Below are 20910 nucleotides of genomic sequence, written 5' to 3'. Positions count from 1 at the left end.
TCACGTAATTTCCGTAGTTTGTGAGGCGTGGAAAATTGCGAAATCCGATTCGCGATTCGTTAGTCGGCACCTAACCGAATCTTAAGGTCGGTCTGCCAGGGTCTCTTTTCAGCGAACCTGGAGCGCAGACGTGGCCATCGATGCCCATTTTGAGGAGACACCCGGAGCGGCCCGCGCGCCACGCCGTCGGTTGCTGCTCGAAACCACGGGGGCAGCGGGGAATACGGGCGCGCTGGTGCGTGTGCTCAACATCTCCGAAACCGGGGCTTTGTTGCAGACCGACACGGTGCTGGCGCCCGGCGAGACGATCGACGTGGATCTGCCGGAAGCGGGCTCTGTCGCTGCGCATGTCGTCTGGTCGGTGGATGATCTGTTCGGCTGCGCGTTCGCCCAAAGCTTGTCGCCCCACGTGCTGAGTGCGGTTCGCCTGCGCGCGCGGGCGGAGAATGTTGGCTTGCCGGCAGGTTCGCAGACGGAAGCCGGTTTTGCCGAGCGCCTCCATCGCTTGCGTAAGGCGCGCGGACTGACGCAGGCACAACTGGCTGCTGCGCTGGGCGTCAGCAAACCGACCGTCTGGGCCTGGGAGCAGGGGCGGGCGAAACCGGTGGCGGAAAGACTCGAAGGACTGGCCGCTGCACTCGGTGTGACAACGGCAGACCTTCGTCCCCGGCGCTCGATCTCGGGGATCGGGTCGGGCGTGGCCGAGGCGGTGGCGAAGGCTCGTGAAGATATTGCGCTCGCACTGGGCATTTCGCCCGAACGGGTGCGCGTGATGATCGACCTGTAAAGTGCCTGACTTTCGCCAAGTGCCGCGAAGTGGTATTATAAGCTATTGTTTCCAGTGCGTTAAATAACCGAACTAACACGTATTTTACGCCGTTATCTAACGTTTTGAGACTTTGACGGAAAAACCGCCCATGCCGATAACCATTACGGATCAGGAGACTTCGGCGCTCTATGGCATGTTGGCCGAGGGCGGGCCGGACATCATCCTCAAGGTGGATGCGGGCGGCCATATCGTCGAGAGTTCGCCGGCGCTGGCGCGGCTGGTGGGCCAGTCAGGCGCCGCGAACGGGATCGAGACGCTGACCGATCTGGTCGAACCCTCGCACCTCGCCCGCGTCGCGACCGCACTGGCCGAGGCGGTTGCCGGGCGCGAGAGCGGCTGGGTCGAATTTCCCGCCGTCACCACGGACGCGCGCGAAAGCTGGTTCGAGATCCGCTGCCGTGCGCTCCACCGTAACGACGGCAAGGCCTGGGGGGCGCTGGCGATCCTGCGCTCGGTGGACGAGCGCCGTGCGCTGCGCGATCAGCTGTTCGCCGCCACCTACAGCGATGCGCTGACCGGGCTCAGCAACCGCCGGGCCTTCGTCTCTATGCTGGAGCACATGCTCACGCGCGGGATCGAGGGCTGTGTCGCGCTGTTCGGGATCGATTTCTTCAAGGCGATCAACATGCGCTACGGGCAGGCGCGGGGGGACGATGTGCTCTGCACGTTTGCCGATCTGCTGCGCGAGACCCTGCGCGAGGAAGACGTGATCTCGCGCATCGGCTCGGAGCGCTTCGCCGTGCTGCTTCCGCGCACCACGCCCGAGGCCGCGCGTGCGATCTGCGCCCGCGTGGTCTCGACCCTTTCCGAGCGGCACGAGGTGCTGGGCACCGATGGCCTGCGCCTGACCGCCAGCGGCGGCGTCGTGCGTATCGCCCAGAGCCTCGACAGCACGCTGGAGCGCGCCGAGATGGCGCTGTTCAGCGCCCGCGCCAAGGGCCGCAACCGGCTGGAGCCGGAGCGCGAACTGCACCGCCAGACCAACTGAGCGGATTTATTCCGGCGGCTGCCACAGCTCCAGCGCGTGGCCTTCGGGGTCATGGATACGCGCGAAGCGGCCCATCTCGGGCGAATCCCATTCCGGGTTGGTCGCCACGGCAATCCCGTCCGCCTGCAGTTTCGCGACCAGCGCGTCGAGGTCCGCCACCCGCAGGTTGAGCATCCATTGCCGCTCGGCAGGCCAGTAATCGGTATCGGCGGGAAAGGGCATGAATACCGTCGGCCCGGCCTGCTGAGCCCAGGGTTCGTAGCCTTCACCCTCGGTATTGGGGCCGATACCCAGATACTGGTGATACCACGCCGCCAGCGCTTCGGGATCGCGGGCGCGGAAGAACAGTCCGCCGATACCAGTCACACTCATGATGCTTCCTCTCCTTTGTCGCCCGCGCCCGCGCCTGTACCGAGCCGCGCCAGCGCCTCGCGCAGGATCGCGGTATCGCGCAAGTTGATGTCGCGCTGGGGCAGGGGCAGTTCGATGCCGTTCTCGCGAAACAGCCGCCACAGCGTCTTGAGCGCGTCCGAGCGGACGTTGCCCACGCCTTCCTCGGGATCGGTGATCCAGCAATTGATCACGAAGCTGACGCCGTTGTCCACGAAACTGTCGAGCCACACCGTGGGCGGCGGGGTGACGAGCACGCGCTTCACCGAACGAGCCGCCTCCAGCATCAGGTCTTCGGCCTGCTGGATATCGGTGGTGTAGGAGACGACGACGGGAATCTGGATGCGCACGTTGCGGCTGGAATAGGACCAGTTCTCCACCTGATTGATCATCAGGTTCTCGTTGGGGATCAGGTATTCCTTCTGATCGCGCGTGGTGAGCGAGACGGCACGGATGCCGATGCGGCGGATCTGGCCGAAGGTCAGTTTGCCGCCCTGATCGGTGATGCCGATGACGTCGCCCGGCTTGATGGACTTGTCCATCAGCAGGATGATCCCGGCGATCAGGTTGCCGAAGGTCTTTTGCAGGCCGAAACCGATGGCAAGGCCGAACGCGCCAGAGAACACCGCGAACGCGGTCAGATCAATCCCCGCCGCATCGACGCCGACAAGGATGGCGATGCTCCAGATGAGCAGGCTGACCAGCTTGTGCGCGAGCAGGCGCTGGCTGGCATCGAAGCGGGTCGCGCGTTCGATCAGGCGCTGCGAAACGCGGCTGGCGCTCCACGCCACCACAACGACCATCACCAGCACGAAGATGACGACCGCCAGATCCCATACCGAAATGCGGCTGTGGCCCACCTGCACGGCGAGGGAATCGAGCGTATCGACCACGCCGCCGATGGCGTGGCTCTTGGCCGAGACCGCATCGCGCAGGCCCTCGGCACCGCTGACCGGGGGGGCTGCGGCTTGGGCGATGGCCTCGCCGCTTGCAGCCGGAATGGGCGTTGCGGAGGCCGTCACGGAAGAGGCACTCATGGAAGAGGCGGGGACCATCGGAAGGAACGCGGCCCCCGCCACGATCAGGCCTGCTGCCAGGCGGTAAGCGCCTGTTCGATATCGGCGATCAGGTCCGCAGGGTCTTCAAGGCCGATGGTGAGGCGCACGCCGTGGCGCGCCTCGGCCAGATCGCTGCCGTCGACCGGCGGCCAGGCCATCACGCTGCGATAGCCCGCCGGATCGATGGGAATGGCCAGGCTCTCGAACCCGCCCCATGAATAGCCGATGCCGAAGAGGCTCAGCGCGTCGATGAAGCGGTTGCGGTCTGCCATCGAGCCGCCCTTGAAGACGAAGCTGAACAACCCGCAGCCGCCGGTGAAATCGCGCTTCCACACATCGTGTCCGGGGGCACCGGGCAACATCGGGCAGAGCACTTGCGCGACTTCGGGGCGCTGCGAAAGCCACTCGGCAATCTTCAGGGCGCTGGCGGTTTCCTGCCGCAGCCGCACGTCGAGCGTGCGCAGGCCGCGCAGGGCGAGGGCGGCATCGTCGGGCGAGACCACGTTGCCCAGCTGCTGGGCGCGGGCGCGCAGCTTTGCGTAAAGGTCCGCTCCGGCGCTGGCGCTGCCCATCATCAGGTCCGAATGGCCGCCGACATGCTTGGTCAGCGCCATCAGCGTGATGTCGATCCCGCGTTCGAGCGCGGGGAAACCGAGCGAACTGGCCCAGGTGTTGTCGAGCACCGAGATCGCGCCCTTGTCGCGCGCGATCTTCGCCAGCAGCGGCAGGTCGCACATCTCCATCGAGAGGCTGCCGGGCGCTTCGAGCAGCACCGCGCGGGTACGCTCGCAGAACAGCGCCTCGTAACCCTCGATATCGAGCGGATCGAAATAGCGCGGCTCGATGCCGAAGTCGGTCAGCAGGCCCTTGCCCATCGCGCGGCTGGGATCATAGGCGTTGTCGGTGATGAGCACGACGTCGCCGGGCTTCAGGATCGTCAGCATCACGCCCGCGATGGCGGCGACGCCCGAGGGGTAGAGTACGGTGCCGGCGGCACCCGGCTCCAGCGCGGTCAGCGCTTCGGCCAGCGCCCACTGCGTCGGCGCGCCGCGGCGGCCATAGAAAAAGCGGCCATCCTCGTTATGGCGCGGCCCTTCGGCCAGCGCTGCGGTGTTCTCGTAAAGGTGCGTGCTGGCGCGCCAGACCGGGGGATTGACCACCGGGCCGGTCCATTCCTTGCGCCGCCCGGCGTTGACGACTTTCGTCGCCGGGGCGGCGCCTTCCAAACTCTTCGTATCGCTCAAGATCATCTCCGCTGTGTCGCGCGGAAATGAGCCTACCCGGTGGCGCGCACCGGGTCGAGGGGCATATGGCGGCTCGATTCCACCACTCTGGCGCCAAGCTGGCTGAAAGTCTGCGATCCGGTGTCGAGGCGCAGCGGGGCAACGCCGCTTTCGCTCTCGGTACCGACGGTCAGCACCAGTCGCTGCCAGGTGCCGTCTGCCGCCACGTGGGCGAGGCGCAGCAGGGGCACGAGGAAGCGCGCCTGTCCGCGCTCGAGCGGGATCACGCGGTCCAGCGGCAACTGCACGTCGCAGCGCAGTTCGGTGGTTTCTCCCGGTGCGATGGCGGGCACGTCCCTGATCGCGAAAAGCTGCGCGGGGACGGGGGCCAGTTGCTGCTCGCGCCCCAGCGAGGCGTGGGCGGAGATCAGATCGCCCACCAGTTGCGAGGGCGCCATGTCTGCGTCGGTCGGGTTGCTGACCACCAGCCGGAACGAAAGCGTGGCATAGACGAGCGAGAGGCGCAGCGAGAGCGGCTCGAACTCGAAGCGGGCACCGCCCTCCTGCGGGATGGGCGTGATGGCAGGCGGCGGGGGCGCGACAGGTGCGGGGGCTGCGACCGGGCGAGGGGGCGAGGCGGGCTCGGGTGCCGGGCGCGAAGGTGCGATGGGGGCGAGAGGGGAGAGCGCCGGAGCGGGGAGCGGCGCAGCTTCCACGAAGGTCTCGGCGGGCTCGTCGTAGGCCTCTTCGACGCGCCTGCGCCGACGCCAGATCAGTGCGCCGGCGATCGCCAGCACCGCGCCCGCGCCGACGAGCGGCCAGAGCCAGGGTGTGACGCTACTTGAGGTCGGTGTGGAGGCGATAGAAGGCGTTTGTGCCGGTTTAGACTCCGTTAGGGTCGGGTTAGACCCCGGTTGGGTCGGTTTAGCCCCGTCTGGAGAAATCGTGTTCGGAACGGGCTCCGGCGTCGGTGTGAATGAGGTCGAAGGCGTTGATGTTGGGGCACTTTCCGTCGCTGCCGTAGCCGTGGGACGCGGCGTGGGCGTCGCTTTTGGCGTCCGGGACGCCGTTTCGGTCGGACGCGGTGTAGCAACCGGCTTGGGCGGCGAAATGACCGTCGGTTTTGGGGCGGCAGCCGCGCTCGGAACGACCACTGGCGTTGCCGTCGATGTGGGGACAACCTTCGGGCGGACAACGGGATTTTGCGCGTCCACCGGGCCTGACGCCTGCGGCGTCGCGCTGGTCTGCGGCGAGGGTTGCAGCGACCAGACCTGCGGATCGGAAGACTGCGCCAGCGCCGCCTGTCCGTTCACCACGCAAAGCGCTGTTCCGCAAAGAAAAACAGCAGAAATCCGCGCAAAAAACCTGTCGCGACCCGAAACCATCACACCCCTCATTGCTTTCTTTTCAACCCCACCCATACCAGCCTGAACCGCCCGTGAATCCCGCATTACCGCCATTTTTGAACGCGACGGAATGGCAAGGATACGCGATTGACCGCTTGCCGCCGCGCGCCATTGCAGGCATGGCCTTAGGCATGGACGAGACAACCGACAAGACCGCACAGAACCCCGCCTCCGGCATGCCGCTGCATCTCGGGCAGCAGAGCGCGCTTCCCGCCTCTCCCGAAGCGGCTGTGCTCGATTATGTGCCCAATCCGCGCGTCGGATCGCTCTACATGGTGCGCTTTGCTGCGCCCGAGTTCACGTCGCTGTGTCCCGTGACGGGCCAGCCCGATTTTGCGCATCTCGTGCTCGATTACGCGCCCGGCGAGACCATCGTAGAATCCAAGTCTCTCAAGCTCTTCCTCGGATCTTTCCGCAATCACTGCGGTTTTCACGAGGATGTGACGGTGGGTATCGGGCAGCGCCTGTTCGACGAAATGAAGCCCAGGTGGCTGCGCATCGGCGGATACTGGTATCCGCGCGGAGGTATTCCCATCGACGTGTTCTGGCAGTCCGGTCCGGTGCCGGAAGGCTTGTGGGCACCCGATCAGGGTGTCGCCGGCTATCGCGGTCGCGGTTAAGCGGGATCAATCGGCCGACGCGAAGCGGACGCCATTTACCTTGTTGAGATCGATGGTATTTTTGCCGATGGCGGCAAGCTGTTGGGAACTGAGGCACTGAGCATAGACGGTCGGATAGTCGGCCTTCAGCGCGGCCTCGGTCTCCAGCGCCGCGTCGGTATTTGCCGCGCAGGCTTCCCGGCTCTGGTAGGTCTGTGCCACCATATTCAATCTCTGGCACGCCGTGCCGTTGTCCGAGCATCCGAACAGAGCCAGGGCGAAAAGGGTTGCACTCACTGTGTCTCTCCTTTCAGGAAGGACAACGGAGGCGAAGGCCGGAAATATCCCGCTTTCCGCAGAAATTTTCAGCGGGCTTCCTATATCGGCCGGATATGACGTGAACCCGTAGCGCCGGGAACCTGCGCGCTGCCCGTGAGTATCAGGAACCCATGGACCAGACCAAAGCCAAGCTCATCATCCGCCCCGCCACTGTCTCTGACGTCGCCGCCGTCGCGCGCCTGTCGGTAAAGGTTTATGGCAAGGCGGACGCTTTCACCCGCGCTGAATTGCGGGGCCAGATCATCAACTTTCCCGAAGGCCAGTTCGTGGCCGAATACGAAGGCAAGGTCGTTGGCCATTGCGCGACGATGATCGTCACGGCCGATCTCGCTTTCAAACCGCACACCTGGGAAGAAATCTCCAACGGCGGTTACGGCCGTATTCCCGATCCTGAAGGCGATGTGCTCTATGGTTTCGAGGTCTGCGTGGACCCGGATTATCGCCGCTTGCGGATTGGCCAGCGGCTCTACCGCAAGCGCCGCGAGGTCTGTCAGTATTTCGAGCTCAAGGGCATCGCCTTTGCGGGACGCATGCCGGGCTATGCTCGCCGCCGTCGCCAGTATCCCACGGCGGCCGAATATCTTCAGGCCGTGAAGGACAAGAAGGTTCGCGACCAGGTCATCAACTTCCAGATGAACGAGGGATACGAGCCGCGGGGTATTCTGCCCGACTATATCCCGGCCGACCGCGAAAGCGGCGGCAATGCCGTGCTGATGTACTGGGCCAATCCGCTGGCCCCGCGCGATACTGGCAAGGCGGTTCCCGGCCTCAAGGAGCGGGTGCCTTCCAGTGTTCGCGTGGCAACGGTGCAGTTTCAGATGCGCAAGATCGAGACGATCGACCAGTTCGAAGCGCAGGTCGAGTACTGGATCGATGTGGCGGCAGACTATGAAAGTGATTTCGTTGTCTTCCCCGAACTGTTCACGCTCGAACTGCTCTCGATCGAGGAGAGCAAGCTGGAGCCTGCGGCGGCCATCGAGAAGATCGCCGATTACACCGAGCGCTTCACCGAATTCATGCAGCGCATGGCGGTGAGCTATAACATTAACATCATCGGTGGCTCGCACCCGACCCGCATCAAGACCGGGAAGGGGAAGTCCGAGATTCGCAACATTGCCTATACCTTCCTGCGCGACGGATCGGTCCACGAAACGCAGAAGCTTCATCCCACGCCATCCGAACGCAAGTGGTGGAACGTGCGCGGCGGTTATGGGGCAAACGTGATCCCGACCGATTGCGGGCCGATCGGCGTGATGATCTGTTATGACAGTGAATTCCCCGAACTGGCCCGTCACCTTGTCAATCAGGGCGCGTTGATGCTGTTCGTGCCGTTCTGCACGGACGAGCGTCGGGGATATCTGCGGGTACGCTACTGCTGCCAGGCGCGTGCCGTGGAAAACCAGTGCTACGTCGTGACGTCCGGCGTTGTCGGCAACCTGCCAAACGTCGAGAACATGGATGTCCACTATGCCGAAAGCGCGATCCTGACGCCTTCGGATTTCCCCTTCGCGCGCGATGGCGTAGCGGCGGATACGGCGCCCAACACCGAGACGATCGCGATCGCCGATCTCAGCCTCGACGCGCTGTTGACCGCGCGCCAGTCGGGCGCTGTGCAGAACCTCAAGGATCGCCGTTTCGATCTCTATCGTATCGAATGGACGCAGCAGCAGGGGGATGCCGGATTGATCCCTTTGCTGCCGCAATAATCGTTCGCTCGCCAATGCATCCTTTGCGTCCGTCGGCAATCTTGTTAGATTGCCGGTAACGGAGAGGATGAAAGACATGACTGCTACGCCCGAGTTCGACTTCGCGCTTGGCGAGGCGGCGACGATGATCCGTGAGACTGTCGCCCGTTTCGCTGCCGACCGTATTGCGCCGATTGCTGCCGCCATTGACGCGGAAGATCATTTTCCGCGCCAACTCTGGCCCGCGATGGGCGATCTCGGCCTGCACGGTATTACCGTGGAAGAGGAATGGGGTGGCGTCGGGCTAGGCTACCTTGAGCATGTCGTGGCCGTGGAAGAAGTCTCTCGCGCGTCCGCTTCGGTGGGCCTGTCCTACGGGGCGCATTCGAATCTGTGCGTCAACCAGATCCGCCGCTGGGCGAATGCCGAACAGAAAGCCAGGTATCTGCCCAAACTGATTTCCGGCGAGCATCTGGGCAGCCTTGCCATGTCGGAGGTCGGAGCCGGCTCGGACGTCGTGGGCATGAAACTGCGAGCGCAGGCAGTGGCCGGAGGCTTCCGGCTCAACGGCACCAAGTTCTGGATCACCAACGGGACTTATGCCGACGTGCTGGTGGTCTATGCCGTGACCGATCCGGAAGCGGGCTCAAGAGGGATTACGGCGTTTCTGATCGAGAAAGGGATGGCCGGATTTTCGGTTGGCCAGACGATCGACAAGCTGGGGATGCGCGGCTCCCCCACCTGCGAACTTGTGTTTCAGGATTGTTTTGTGCCGGAAGAGCAGATCATGGGCTCGCTCCATGGCGGGGTGAAAGTGCTGATGAGCGGGCTCGACTATGAGCGTGTCGTGCTGGCAGGCCTGCAGATCGGCATCATGCAAGCCTGCCTTGACACGGTGATCCCCTATGTGCGCGAGCGGCGGCAGTTCGGGCAGGCGATCGGCGCGTTTCAACTCATGCAAGCGAAAGTCGCGGACATGTACGTCGCGCTGCAATCGGCACGAGCCTATGTCTATGCGGTTGCCCGAGCCTGCGATGCCGGACGGACCACCCGCTTCGATGCGGCAGGGGCTATCCTGCTGGCCAGTGAGAATGCCTTCCGTGTTGCCGGAGAGGCCGTGCAGGCCCTTGGCGGCGCGGGGTACACGAAGGACTGGCCGGTCGAACGTTACCTGCGCGATGCCAAGCTGCTCGACATCGGGGCGGGAACAAACGAAATCCGCCGCATGCTGATCGGTCGCGAGCTGATCGGGGCTTGAGCAGGGGCTACTTCACCTCAAGGTAGATGGCACCGTAGGGAGGGAGGGCGCGGCGATGTGCGCCATTCACGGCAAACAGAACTTCGCCCTCGGGCAGTTCCGGCGAATGTTCGACGGACCCAAAGTTGAACACGCAAAGTACGCGGCGTGCGGCACCCTCTTCGTGCCAGGCACGTTCGAAATGGAGGATATCTCCTTCCGCCCTGCAATGCTCGATTCGCCCAAGCCGCAAGGCCGGGGTGGCTTTTCTCAAGGCCAGCAGTGCGCGGGTGAAGTGCAGCATTGAGCCCGGATCGTGCTCCTGCACTTCAACCGCCCGCCCGAGGTTTCCTGCAGAAAGGGGAAGCCATGGCGTGCCAGTGGTGAAGCCGCCACGTGATTCTTCCCGCCAGGGCATCGGGGTGCGTGCCCCGTCGCGCGAAAGCGTCAGCGGCCAGTTGGCGATGGCCTCGGGATCGCGAAGCTGCTCGAAAGGAATTTCGTCTTGTTGCAGCGCGAGTTCCTCGCCCTGATAGAGGATGGCGTTGCCCCGAAGGGCAAGCAGAAGCGCCATTTTCAGCCGGGCGAAGGCGTGGCGGTCTGCGGCGGCAGCCCAGCGCGAAATGGCGCGGGGGGCGTCGTGGTTTTCGAAGGCAAAGCTCGGCCAGCCTCCGACGGCACCGGTTGCCGGGTCGCTCACGTCCTGCCAGCGTGCAATGGCATCGGCTACGTAAGCGGCCGTCAGTTCGGGTAAGTACAGGAAATCGAAACCGTAAGCGCTGTTCAGGCGATGCGATCCGGCGGTGTAGAGGCGACGGTCTCGTTGCGGATCGTCGCCGCCGATCTCTGCGACCGTATGAATGGCGCCGAACTCGTCGCAGACGCGGCGCAGGCGCTCCACGAAATGGACCATATCAGGGTGTGACTGGCTGAAAGTCTTGAGCTGAAAGTCGGCTGAGCGCGTTCGGGGGCGGCCATCGTCAGGTGCCGGCGGGTTGTCGCGCAACTGGGGGTCGTGCATCGCGTGGTTCAGCGCATCGAGCCGGAACCCGTCGACCCCACGCGCGAGCCAGAAGCGGGCTACCTCCAGTATCGCGTCCTGCACCGCCGGGTTGTGCATGTTGAGCTGCGGCTGCTCCTTCAGGAACGTATGCATGTAATACTGGCCACGCCGCGCATCCCAGGTCCAGGCGGGTCCGCCAAATACCGACTGCCAGTTGCAGGGTGGTGTGCCATCCGGCTTAGGATCTTCCCAGACGTACCATTCGGCGCGGGGATTGGCGCGCGAGCTGCGACTCTCCGCGAACCAGGGGTGCAGATCCGATGTATGGGCATAGACCTGATCGATGATCACCTTGAGCCCGATTTCATGGGCACGAGCGATCAGCGCGTCGAAATCCGTAAGCGTTCCGAAAATCGGATCGACGTCGCAGTAGTCCGATACATCATAGCCGAAATCCCGCATCGGCGAGGTGAAGAACGGAGAAATCCAGATGGCATCTGCCCCCAGATTCGCAACATGCTCCAGCGCTCGCGTGATACCCGCAAGATCGCCCACGCCATCGCCATTGGTGTCGAGGAAACTGCGAGGATAGATCTGATAGATTACCGCACCGCGCCACCACGGCGCTTGCGTATCGATCGTGAACAAGGTGTCGAGCGGGGCAGGATGGTTATCGGCCATATTCGCCTTTCGCATACGGATGCGGTCACGGTGTCAGCCGTTGGTATCACACGGTTGCTGTGCGTGAATGAATTTCTTGCGGCGATGCACAATCCCGCTTGCCGCGACGCAGCGCTGTGATAGCCATGAAGGCAGGACCGGAGCGTCGCTTTCCGCAGGGCTTTTCAAGGTGCTCGGCAAGACGCTCGCGGCTTCGCGACAGATCAGGAGTGGACCTTGGCAAGCAAGCCTGAAACCGAGCCTGCACCCGCGGCAAAGGCCGTGTCCCCCGAGGAATTCGACGCCCATATCGTGGATGTCTTGCGGCATCGTGTAGGCAAGGACGAACGTGCTGCACGCCAGCACGATTGGTATACCGCCTCGATCCTGACCGTGCGTGACGCGATCATCGATCGCTGGTTCGAATCGACGCGGCGCACCTACGATTCGCGTGGTAAGAGGGTCTACTATCTCTCGATGGAGTTCCTGATCGGCCGTCTTCTGCGCGATGCGCTGGCCAATATGGGAATGACGCGCGACATGGAGACCGCGCTGCGCAGCCATGGCCTGGACCTTGCCGCGCTGGAAGAGATCGAACCCGATGCCGCGTTGGGCAACGGTGGGCTCGGCCGTCTGGCAGCCTGTTTCATGGAGAGCCTCGCCAGTCTCGACATTCCTGCTTACGGTTACGGCATCCGTTATGTGAATGGCATGTTTCGCCAGCGCATCGACGATGGCTGGCAGGTGGAATTGCCCGAAACCTGGCTGGCGCACGGCAACCCGTGGGAGTTCGATCGCCTCGAAAGCGCCTATCATATCGGTTTCGGCGGCGAGGTGGTTTCCGAAGGTGATGGCGTGGTGTGGCATCCGGCGGAGGAAGTGGAGGCCAGCGCGGTCGATACGCCGGTTGTCGGCTGGCGCGGCAAGCGCGTCAACACGCTGCGGCTGTGGACGGCCGCTCCGCTTGATCCGTTGCGCCTCGATGCCTTCAATGCGGGCGATCACTTTGGCGCACTGGCCGAGCAGGTGCGTGCCGACAGTCTCGTTCGCGTACTCTACCCGGCGGACTCCAGCGCGGCAGGGCAGGAACTTCGCCTGCGACAGGAGTATTTCTTCACGGCTGCGTCGGTTCAGGACATCGTGCGTCGTCACGTCCAGTACGAAGGCGATATTCGCACGCTGCCGGAAAAGGCGGCGATCCAGCTCAACGATACGCATCCATCCGTGGCGGTTGCCGAACTGATGCGCCTACTGGTCGATGCCCATGGACTGGAGTTCAACGAGGCATGGGATATCTGCCGCGCCACCGTGTCCTACACCAATCATACGCTACTACCCGAAGCGCTCGAATCCTGGCCGTTGCCGTTGTTCGAGCGGTTGTTGCCGCGTCACATGCAGATCATTTACGCGATCAACAGCCGTGTCCTTCGTGAGGCACGCAAGGCGGGGTGTGATGACGCCCGGATCGCTGCGATCTCGCTGATCGACGAGGTGGGTGAACGGCGTGTGCGCATGGCCAATCTGGCTTTCGTGGGGGCGCATTCGGTGAACGGCGTTGCGGCGCTGCACACCGAACTGATGAAGGAGACGGTCTTCGCGGATCTCCATGCCCTGTATCCGGATCGTATCAACAACAAGACAAACGGCGTCACCCCGCGCCGCTGGCTGCAGCAATGCAATCCGGGTCTGACAAAGGTGATCCGCGAGGCGATCGGTGATGGCTTTCTCGACGATGCGGCCAAGCTCTCGGACCTGAATGCCTTTGCCGGGGACGTTCAGTTCGGTGAGCGGGTTGCCGAGGTGAAGCGAGCCAACAAGGTGGCGCTGGCTGATCATATCAAGCGGACGATGGGCATCCGCCTCGATCCCGATGCGCTGTTCGACGTGCAGATCAAGCGCATCCACGAATACAAGCGGCAACTGCTGAACCTGATCGAGACCGTAGCGCTCTACGATCAAATTCGCAGCCATCCGGAGCGCAATTGGGTGCCGCGGGTTAAGATTTTCGCCGGCAAGGCTGCGCCGAGCTATCATAACGCCAAGCTGGTCATCAAACTGACCAACGACATCGCACGGCGTATCAACTCCGATCCATCGGTCGGCGGACTGCTGAAAGTCGTTTTTGTTCCGAACTACAACGTCAGCCTTGCCGAACGGATCATTCCGGCGGCGGACCTTTCGGAGCAGATTTCGACCGCGGGAATGGAAGCCTCGGGAACAGGCAACATGAAGTTTGCGCTGAACGGGGCGCTGACCATCGGCACGCTCGACGGGGCCAATGTCGAGATCAAGGATCACGTGGGCGACGAGAATATCGCGATCTTCGGACTTACCGCAGAGGAAGTCGCTGCCAAGCGCGCAGATGGCTATAACCCGCGGGAAGTGATCGAAAATTCGCGCGAACTGGCACAAGCGCTGTCCGCCATTTCTTCAGGAGTTTTCTCGCACGACGATCCTGGGCGCTATGCCGACCTGATTGGGGGCATCTATGACCATGACTGGTTTATGTGCGCCGCAGACTTTGATGCTTACGCTGCCGCGCAGCGTCGCGTTGATGCCTGGTGGGACGATCGTTCAGCCTGGCGCTCCGCGACGATCCGGAACATTGCAAATGTCGGATGGTTCTCGTCGGATCGCACCATCGCGGAATACGCAAGAGATATCTGGAAAGTCCTTTGAAGCCACCTGCGAACGCCCTCGATTTGTTGCTCGCCGGGCAGAACGCGGATCCATTTGCACTGCTCGGATTGCATGAGGGGCCGGAGGGAACGTTTGCGCGAGCCATTCTGCCCGGTGCAGAAAGGGCGGACGCGTTCTCGCTCGACGGACGATGGATCGGTGCGCTGGGCCTCATCGATGGCAAAGGGCTGTTTGAAGGGAGGCTGATGTGCAAGCCGCAGCCGATCCGCTATCGCTGCAGTGCGCACGGGCACGAATGGCTAGTAACGGATCCCTACACCTTTGGCCCGGTTCTGGGGCCGGTGGACGATCTGCTGATTGCGCAGGGTACGCATTTTCGCCTTTACGACAAGCTTGGCGCTCACCTGATTGAACATGAAGGTGCCCATGGTGTGCACTTCGCAATATGGGCGCCAAACGCTCGGCTGGTCAGTGTGGTGGGCGATTTCAATGACTGGAATCCCGGCCGCCATATCATGCGGTTGCGCAAGGATATTGGAGTATGGGAAATTTTCCTGCCCGATATCGCCGACTACCGGGCGTACAAGTATCACATCGTGGGCGAAGATGGGGTAGTACAGCCGCTCAAGGCGGATCCGTTTGCGTTCCGTGCTGAAATCCGGCCTGCCAATGCCTCGATCACGGCGCGTCCTGCCAAGCTTGACTGGGGGGATGAGGCGCACCTCTCGCATTGGGCTTCGACGGACCCACGGCGTGCTCCTGTCTCTATATACGAAGTTCATGCCGGATCGTGGCAACGCGATCGTTGGAACTGGTTCCTGACCTGGGACGAACTGGCTGAGCAGTTAATACCTTACGTCGTCGAAATGGGATTTACCCACATCGAGTTTCTACCGGTCTCGGAACATCCCTATGATCCTTCCTGGGGCTATCAGACGACAGGGTTGTTCGCACCGAGTTCGCGCTTTGGTGAGCCCGCAGGATTCGCACGGTTCGTCGATGGTGCTCACCGTGCAGGGATCGGCGTGATCCTTGACTGGGTTCCTGCCCATTTTCCGACCGATGAACACGGGCTTGTGCGGTTCGACGGCACTGCGCTTTACGAGCATGAAGATCCCAGGCAGGGGTATCATCCTGACTGGAACACCCTGATCTATAATTTCGGGCGGCGTGAAGTGGCGAGTTTTCTCGTCAACAATGCGCTGTTCTGGGCTGAGCGCTATCATGTTGATGGCCTGCGCGTCGATGCGGTCGCCTCGATGCTCTATCGCGATTATTCGCGAAAGGACGGCGAGTGGATACCCAACGAGCAGGGTGGTCGTGAGAATTGGGAGGCGGTCGATTTTCTACGCGCTGTCAATCAGGCGCTGCATGCGCAGAATCCGGGGATTCTGACGATTGCGGAAGAGTCGACGGCCTGGCCGGGCGTCACCCAGCCCGCGTATGATGCGCAGGAAGGCGGGCGGCCAACGGCCCTCGGTTTCGGGTTCAAATGGAACATGGGCTTCATGCACGACACGCTGCGTTACATGGGACGTGACGCCGTACATCGTCGCTATCATCACGAGGACATCACGTTCGGACTGACCTATGCGTTCTCGGAGAATTACGTCCTTGCACTGAGCCATGACGAAGTGGTTCACGGCAAGGGTTCTATGCTTTCCAAGATGAGCGGGGATGACTGGCAGAAGTTTGCGAACCTGCGTGCTTATTACGCATTGATGTGGGGCTATCCCGGCAAGAAGTTGCTGTTCATGGGGCAGGAGTTTGCGCAACGGCGCGAGTGGAGCGAGGATCGCGCGCTGGACTGGGAACTGCGTGCGGCGCCTGCCCACGAAGGCGTACGCAATCTGGTGCGCGACCTGAACCGGGTTTATCGCAGCAAACCAGCACTCCACGCAGCAGATTGCGAAGATGGCGGGTTCGAGTGGCTGATCGTTGACGACAGGGATAATTCGGTTTTCGCCTGGCTGCGCAAGGCGCCGGGAGCAAGACCGATTGCCGTCGTCTCGAACATGACACCAGGCATGTGTACCAATTACCGTGTGCCATTGCCGCAGGCGGGTAAATGGAATGAAATATTTAACTCGGATTCGCTGCATTATGGCGGGTCGGGGAAGGGCAACCTCGGTCAGGTAAAGGTCGAGGACGGATTTGCGACAATAACCCTGCCACCGCTGTCGACGCTGATGTTCGAATATGCGGGCTAACCGGAGAGAAAAAGAGGATGCGCACTCCCACTGGCCAGCCGCTTGCCCGCGATGCCATGGCCTATGTTCTTGCTGGAGGGCGCGGTAGTCGTCTCAAAGAGTTGACCGATAACCGTGCAAAACCGGCGGTCTATTTCGGTGGGGTCAGCCGCATTATCGACTTCGCGCTTTCGAATGCGATCAATTCAGGCATCCGTCGGATCGGTGTCGCCACGCAATATAAGGCGCATAGCCTGATCCGGCATATGAATCGCGCGTGGAACTTCATGCGCCCCGAACGTAACGAGAGCTTTGATATCCTTCCGGCCAGCCAGCGTATCTCCGAACTGCTGTGGTATGAAGGTACTGCTGATGCAGTATACCAGAACATCGATATCATCGCCGTACATGCCCCCAAGTATATGGTGATCCTTGCGGGCGATCACATCTACAAGATGGACTATGAGTTGATGCTGCAACAGCATGTCAACTCCGGTGCGGACGTTACCGTCGGATGTCTTGTAGTCCCGAGGGAGGAGGCGACGGCTTTCGGGGTGATGCACGTCGACGAAAGCGACGTGATAACCTCCTTCCTGGAAAAGCCTGCCGATCCCCCCGCGATTCCGGGCGATGCCGATCATGCCTTGGCGTCCATGGGCATCTATGTGTTCGAGACCGAATTCCTGTTCGAGCAGTTACGTCGTGATGCCGCAGATCCAGACAGCAGGCGCGATTTCGGCGGTGACGTAATCCCTTACATCGTCAAGCACGGGAAGGCAGTGGCGCATCGCTTCACCAATTCCTGCATCCGCGCCTCGGACGAGATCGAGGAATACTGGCGCGATGTTGGCACGGTGGATGCTTATTTCGAGGCGAACATCGACCTGACGGATACCGTCCCCAAGCTCAACATGTACGATCGCGACTGGCCAATCTGGACGGACACGGTGGTGGCGGCACCTGCCAAATTTGTGCATGACGAGGAAGGGCGGCGTGGACAGGCGATCTCCTCGCTCATCAGCCAGGACTGCATTGTATCGGGTGCAATGGCTCGTCGATCGCTGCTGTTTACCGGCGTGAAGATGGGGTCATGGTCGGAAGTCAGCGAGGCGGTGATTCTGCCGTACTGCAATATCGGTCGCCATGCTCGGCTCAGCAGAGTGATTATCGACTCTGGCGTCCGTATTCCCGAAGGTCTGATTGTGGGCGAAGACCCCGAACTTGACGCAAGGCGTTTCCGGCGTACCGACAACGGTGTCTGCCTCATCACCAAGCAGATGATCGCGCGCCTTGAAGCCTGACGGCGGCGCACGCTGAAGGGAATGTGTCGATGCCGCTCAAGGTTCTCTCGGTAGCTTCCGAGGCAGTTCCAATCATCAAGACAGGTGGGCTGGCCGATGTCGCGGGGGCGTTGCCGCAGGCCTTGATGCCGCATGGCGTTGAAGTGACGACGCTGCTGCCGGGTTATCCCGCCGTCCTTGCCTCACTCGGCCGCAGCAAGGCCGTGCATGTGTGGGACTCCTTGCTGGGAACGCCGGCGCGTCTTTTGTCGGCAAAGCTTGACGGGCACGCTCTATTGGTTCTCGACGCGCCCGGTCTGTATGTACGGGAAGGCAAACCGTATTCCGATCCGGTCGGGCATGACTGGAGCGATAACTGGCAGCGCTTTGCTGCGCTCGGGAGGGCTGCAGCAGACATCGCGGGTGGGGCGATCCAGCGGCGTGGCAAAGCCGCCGTGTTCGATCTCGTCCATGCGCACGATTGGCAAGGAGCGATGGCGTGCGCGTACCTTCGCTGGGCGCCGTTCGTCGATGGGCAGAGAATTCCTTCGATCGTCACGATCCACAACATAGCCTTTCAAGGCTGGTTCGGTGCCGAGGTCTTTCCTCGGCTGGAACTGCCAGAGACCGCGTGGTCCATTGACGGCATCGAATATCATGGCGGTATCAGCTTGCTGAAGGCGGGACTCGTTGCCGCTGACGCGGTCACCACCGTCAGCCCGACGTATGCACGCGAGATATTGAGTCCCGAGTTCGGCATGGGGCTGGAAGGAGTGGTTCGCGCGCGCGGGAGTGCCGTCAGCGGTATTCTCAACGGGATCGACGCAGCCATCTGGGGGCCAGAACACGATCCTAACCTCAAACATGCGTTCAGTGCTCGCTCGCTCGCGAAACGAGTGGAAAACAAGCGTGCGCTGGAAATCGAGTTTGGGCTGGATGCAGGGGAGGGCCCGCGCGCAGGAGGGCCTGTATTCATCGTCGTGAGCCGGCTTACCTGGCAGAAAGGCATGGATGTACTGGTAGAGGTGATCGACCATCTGGTCGGCATGGGAGCGCGGCTTGCCGTGCTGGGTTCTGGCGATGCAGATTACGAAATGGCTCTCCAGCAGGCGGCAGAACGTCACCCTGGCCGGGTCGGCATTCGGATAGGGTATGATGAGGCCTTGTCTCATCGCATGCAGGGCGGCGGTGATGCGATACTCTTGCCATCACGTTTCGAGCCTTGCGGTCTGACACAACTCTACGGCCTGGCTTATGGCTGCGTTCCTGTGGTCGCACGCACCGGCGGTCTTGCCGATACGGTGATTGATGCTAACCCTGCCGCGCTTGCTGCCGGTGTCGCGACCGGCATCCAGCACGATGGGGTCAATTATTATGCGCTGGCAGCGGCTGTTACCCGTGCCAGCGAACTCTATAACGACGAAGAACAGTGGGGACGGATGCAGCGTAATGGCATGAAGGCGGACTTTTCCTGGGCGTCGAGCGGCAGTGCTTACGCTGATCTGTATCGTCGGCTGATCGCGAGCGTAGAGTGACGTTGCGACTGGGGGCCCATATCGAGGGCGATCGAACATACTTTGCAGTGCGCTCTCCACTTGCGAAGCAGGTTTGGCTATGCCTCTTCGATAAGGAGGGTGTCGAAACGCGCTACCCGATGGTGCGAGCGGACGATAACTGGAACCTCGAACTGTCTGGCAGGCTTGACGGCCAGTTCTACGGTTATCGCGCGGATGGTGAATGGAATCCGCAAGCAGGGCGCTGGTTCGATGCCGCGAAGCTTCTGGTGGATCCGTATGCTCGGGAGCTCGATCGTCGATTTGAACAGAATGCCCGTCTCGGGTGGTTTGGCGAAGAGACGGCTGATATTGTGCCTCGTGCGATCGTTCGTGCGTCTGTCGACCCGCAGCCAGCACAGAAGCCAATCTTCTCTCTCGGCGGGCTGATCTACGAGGTTAACGTCCGCGGTTTCACGATCCAGCACCCGGAAGTTCCTGAAGCCGTTCGGGGTACTGTGGCGGCACTCGCAACCCCGGCAGTGATCGAGCACCTCAAGCGCTTGCATGTGGCTGCGGTCGAATTGATGCCTATCGTGGCTTGGATCGACGAGCGGCATTTGCCACCGCTCGGCCTGCACAACGGCTGGGGGTATAATCCTGTCGCGCCGATGGCTCTGGATCCAGGGCTGTGCCCTGGCGGCGTACAGGAACTGCGTGAAACCGTTGCCGCGCTGCATGAGGCTGGCATTGGCGTACTGCTTGATCTGGTGTTTAACCACACAGGGGAAAGCGATGTGTTCGGTGGGACGATCTGCCTTCGGGGGCTTGATGCGGCCGCTTATGCAGCGGCCGCCGACGGGATGCTTCTCAACGACACGGGCTGTGGCAACACTCTGGACTTTGCTCGGCCATCTGTTCGCCAATTGACTCTCGACAGTTTACGTCACTTCGTGAATGCGTGCGGCGTAGACGGTTTCCGCTTTGATCTTGCACCTGTTCTGGCGCGTGGGCCTGGCTTTGCTGTGAATGCACCGATCTTTGCAGACATCGCAAACGATTCGGATTTGGCAGACCGCGTGATGATCGCCGAGCCCTGGGACATTGGGCCGGGCGGCTATCAACTAGGCAATTTTCCGTCGAACTGGCTGGAATGGAATGATCGGTTCCGAGATGATGTGCGCCGATTCTGGCGAGGTGACGAAGGTATCGGTGTGTTGGCCACGCGACTTGCCGGCTCGTCGGATGTATTCGGCCCCAGTGCGCCTGGCAAACCCTGCCGCTCGGTTAATTTCCTTGCTGCACATGATGGTTTTACGCTGGCAGATTGCGTCGCTTATGCCGCTCGTCACAACGAGTTGAACGGTGAGAGTAACCTTGACGGGCATCGCGAGAACTATAGCTGGAACAACGGTGTCGAAGGCGTCAGCGCTGACTTGCGGGTGGTTGAGGCTCGTCAGGCAGATCTGAAGGCATTGTTGGTGACGCTTTTCGGGTCTGTGGGGACGATCATGCTTACAGCAGGAGACGAGTTCGGTCGTACTCAGCAAGGTAACAACAACGCCTACTGTCAGGATAACCCGATTGGCTGGGTCGATTGGCATGGCCGTGACAGGGCCCTTGAGGAATGGGTCTTTGATCTTGCCGCCCGACGGGCACGCAGTCTGGAGGGCTTTGTCTCGTTACCCTATTCGGTCTCATGGCTGCGTCCCGAAGGTGCGGTTATGCTGATGTCCGACTGGGAGGATTCTGCCGCAGATGGGGTTCGGTTCGAGCGTCAGTTCGCAGACGAAAAGTCAGGAAAGGAGCGCAGGGTGACTATCGCAGTTCGGCGCCAGCAGCGCCATGCTGACATGGATATTCGTGACGCGAATTGACGGCTAGGGCTGGT

At 61.8% G+C, this 20910-nt stretch carries 17 protein-coding genes; 11 read left to right on the top strand and 6 right to left on the bottom strand.

Going from position 1 to position 20910, the window contains the following annotated elements:
• Positions 1-130 precede the first annotated feature (130 nt).
• Positions 131-787: a helix-turn-helix domain-containing protein gene (locus tag AC3EC3_RS06740; RefSeq protein WP_488488834.1), complete on the top strand. Its 657-nt coding sequence runs from the start codon at positions 131-133 to the stop codon at positions 785-787.
• 130 nt (positions 788-917) lie between these two features.
• Positions 918-1817: a GGDEF domain-containing protein gene (locus tag AC3EC3_RS06735; protein ID WP_488488833.1), complete on the top strand. Its 900-nt coding sequence runs from the start codon at positions 918-920 to the stop codon at positions 1815-1817.
• Positions 1818-1823: 6 nt separating this feature from the next.
• On the opposite strand, the gene AC3EC3_RS06730 is transcribed toward AC3EC3_RS06735, so the two are convergent.
• The 4 genes from AC3EC3_RS06730 to AC3EC3_RS06715 are packed head-to-tail and all read right to left on the bottom strand — an operon-like array spanning position 1824 to position 5285.
• Positions 1824-2189 carry a VOC family protein gene (locus tag AC3EC3_RS06730; RefSeq protein ID WP_488488832.1) on the bottom strand — a complete coding sequence of 122 codons (366 nt, stop codon included), beginning with the start codon at positions 2187-2189 and terminating at the stop codon, positions 1824-1826.
• Positions 2186-3244 (bottom strand): mechanosensitive ion channel family protein, encoded by a 1059-nt coding sequence (locus tag AC3EC3_RS06725; protein ID WP_488488831.1) that lies wholly within the window; start codon positions 3242-3244, stop codon positions 2186-2188. Before AC3EC3_RS06725 ends, AC3EC3_RS06730 begins: the two co-directional genes overlap by 4 nt.
• 44 nt (positions 3245-3288) lie before the next feature.
• Complete coding sequence (metC, locus tag AC3EC3_RS06720) at positions 3289-4515, bottom strand: cystathionine beta-lyase (RefSeq protein ID WP_488488830.1); 1227 nt, start codon at positions 4513-4515, stop codon at positions 3289-3291.
• A 26-nt stretch (positions 4516-4541) separates the two neighbouring features.
• The gene (locus tag AC3EC3_RS06715; protein ID WP_488488829.1) at positions 4542-5285 is read right to left on the bottom strand and encodes a hypothetical protein; all 744 of its coding nucleotides are present in this window, start codon (positions 5283-5285) and stop codon (positions 4542-4544) included.
• A gap of 148 nt (positions 5286-5433) precedes the next feature.
• Here AC3EC3_RS06715 and AC3EC3_RS06710 point away from each other — a divergent pair, with 148 nt between their 5' ends.
• Together AC3EC3_RS06710 and queF are read left to right on the top strand one after the other, a co-directional pair.
• Positions 5434-5919: a hypothetical protein gene (locus AC3EC3_RS06710; protein WP_488488828.1), complete on the top strand. Its 486-nt coding sequence runs from the start codon at positions 5434-5436 to the stop codon at positions 5917-5919.
• Between the two features lie 106 nt (positions 5920-6025).
• Positions 6026-6514, top strand: a complete 489-nt coding sequence (queF, locus tag AC3EC3_RS06705; protein ID WP_260923721.1) for a preQ(1) synthase — start codon at positions 6026-6028, stop codon at positions 6512-6514.
• A gap of 6 nt (positions 6515-6520) precedes the next feature.
• On the opposite strand, the gene AC3EC3_RS06700 is transcribed toward queF, so the two are convergent.
• Positions 6521-6790 carry a hypothetical protein gene (locus tag AC3EC3_RS06700; RefSeq protein WP_488488827.1) on the bottom strand — a complete coding sequence of 90 codons (270 nt, stop codon included), beginning with the start codon at positions 6788-6790 and terminating at the stop codon, positions 6521-6523.
• 152 nt (positions 6791-6942) lie between these two features.
• On the opposite strand from AC3EC3_RS06700, the gene AC3EC3_RS06695 reads away from it, so the two are divergent.
• Together AC3EC3_RS06695 and AC3EC3_RS06690 are read left to right on the top strand one after the other, a co-directional pair.
• Positions 6943-8538 (top strand): GNAT family N-acetyltransferase, encoded by a 1596-nt coding sequence (locus AC3EC3_RS06695; protein ID WP_488488826.1) that lies wholly within the window; start codon positions 6943-6945, stop codon positions 8536-8538.
• Between the two features lie 76 nt (positions 8539-8614).
• The gene (locus AC3EC3_RS06690) at positions 8615-9775 is read left to right on the top strand and encodes an acyl-CoA dehydrogenase family protein (protein ID WP_488488825.1); all 1161 of its coding nucleotides are present in this window, start codon (positions 8615-8617) and stop codon (positions 9773-9775) included.
• A gap of 7 nt (positions 9776-9782) precedes the next feature.
• Here AC3EC3_RS06690 and AC3EC3_RS06685 read toward each other — a convergent pair whose 3' ends face one another.
• Positions 9783-11438 carry an alpha-amylase family glycosyl hydrolase gene (locus AC3EC3_RS06685; protein ID WP_488488824.1) on the bottom strand — a complete coding sequence of 552 codons (1656 nt, stop codon included), beginning with the start codon at positions 11436-11438 and terminating at the stop codon, positions 9783-9785.
• Between the two features lie 261 nt (positions 11439-11699).
• Here AC3EC3_RS06685 and AC3EC3_RS06680 point away from each other — a divergent pair, with 261 nt between their 5' ends.
• Genes AC3EC3_RS06680 through glgX form a run of 5 tightly spaced genes read left to right on the top strand, consistent with a single transcriptional unit; the run spans position 11700 to position 20896 of the window.
• Positions 11700-14096 (top strand): glycogen/starch/alpha-glucan phosphorylase, encoded by a 2397-nt coding sequence (locus AC3EC3_RS06680; protein WP_488489220.1) that lies wholly within the window; start codon positions 11700-11702, stop codon positions 14094-14096.
• Entirely contained in the window at positions 14093-16267 is a 2175-nt protein-coding gene (gene glgB / locus AC3EC3_RS06675) for a 1,4-alpha-glucan branching protein GlgB (RefSeq protein ID WP_488488823.1), read from the top strand. Before AC3EC3_RS06680 ends, glgB begins: the two co-directional genes overlap by 4 nt.
• Positions 16268-16284: 17 nt before the next feature.
• Complete coding sequence (glgC, locus tag AC3EC3_RS06670) at positions 16285-17547, top strand: glucose-1-phosphate adenylyltransferase (RefSeq protein ID WP_488488822.1); 1263 nt, start codon at positions 16285-16287, stop codon at positions 17545-17547.
• A 29-nt stretch (positions 17548-17576) separates the two neighbouring features.
• Positions 17577-19061 (top strand): glycogen synthase GlgA, encoded by a 1485-nt coding sequence (gene glgA / locus AC3EC3_RS06665; RefSeq protein WP_488488821.1) that lies wholly within the window; start codon positions 17577-17579, stop codon positions 19059-19061.
• Positions 19058-20896 carry a glycogen debranching protein GlgX gene (gene glgX, locus AC3EC3_RS06660; protein ID WP_488488820.1) on the top strand — a complete coding sequence of 613 codons (1839 nt, stop codon included), beginning with the start codon at positions 19058-19060 and terminating at the stop codon, positions 20894-20896. The genes glgA and glgX overlap by 4 nt, the downstream gene beginning before the upstream one ends.
• Positions 20897-20910 lie beyond the last annotated feature (14 nt).

The sequence above is a fragment of the Novosphingobium sp. BAM6 genome, assembly GCF_057784955.1.
The sequence above is the reverse complement of the archived record's forward strand: the minus strand, read 5'-3'. Positions and strand labels throughout refer to the sequence as shown.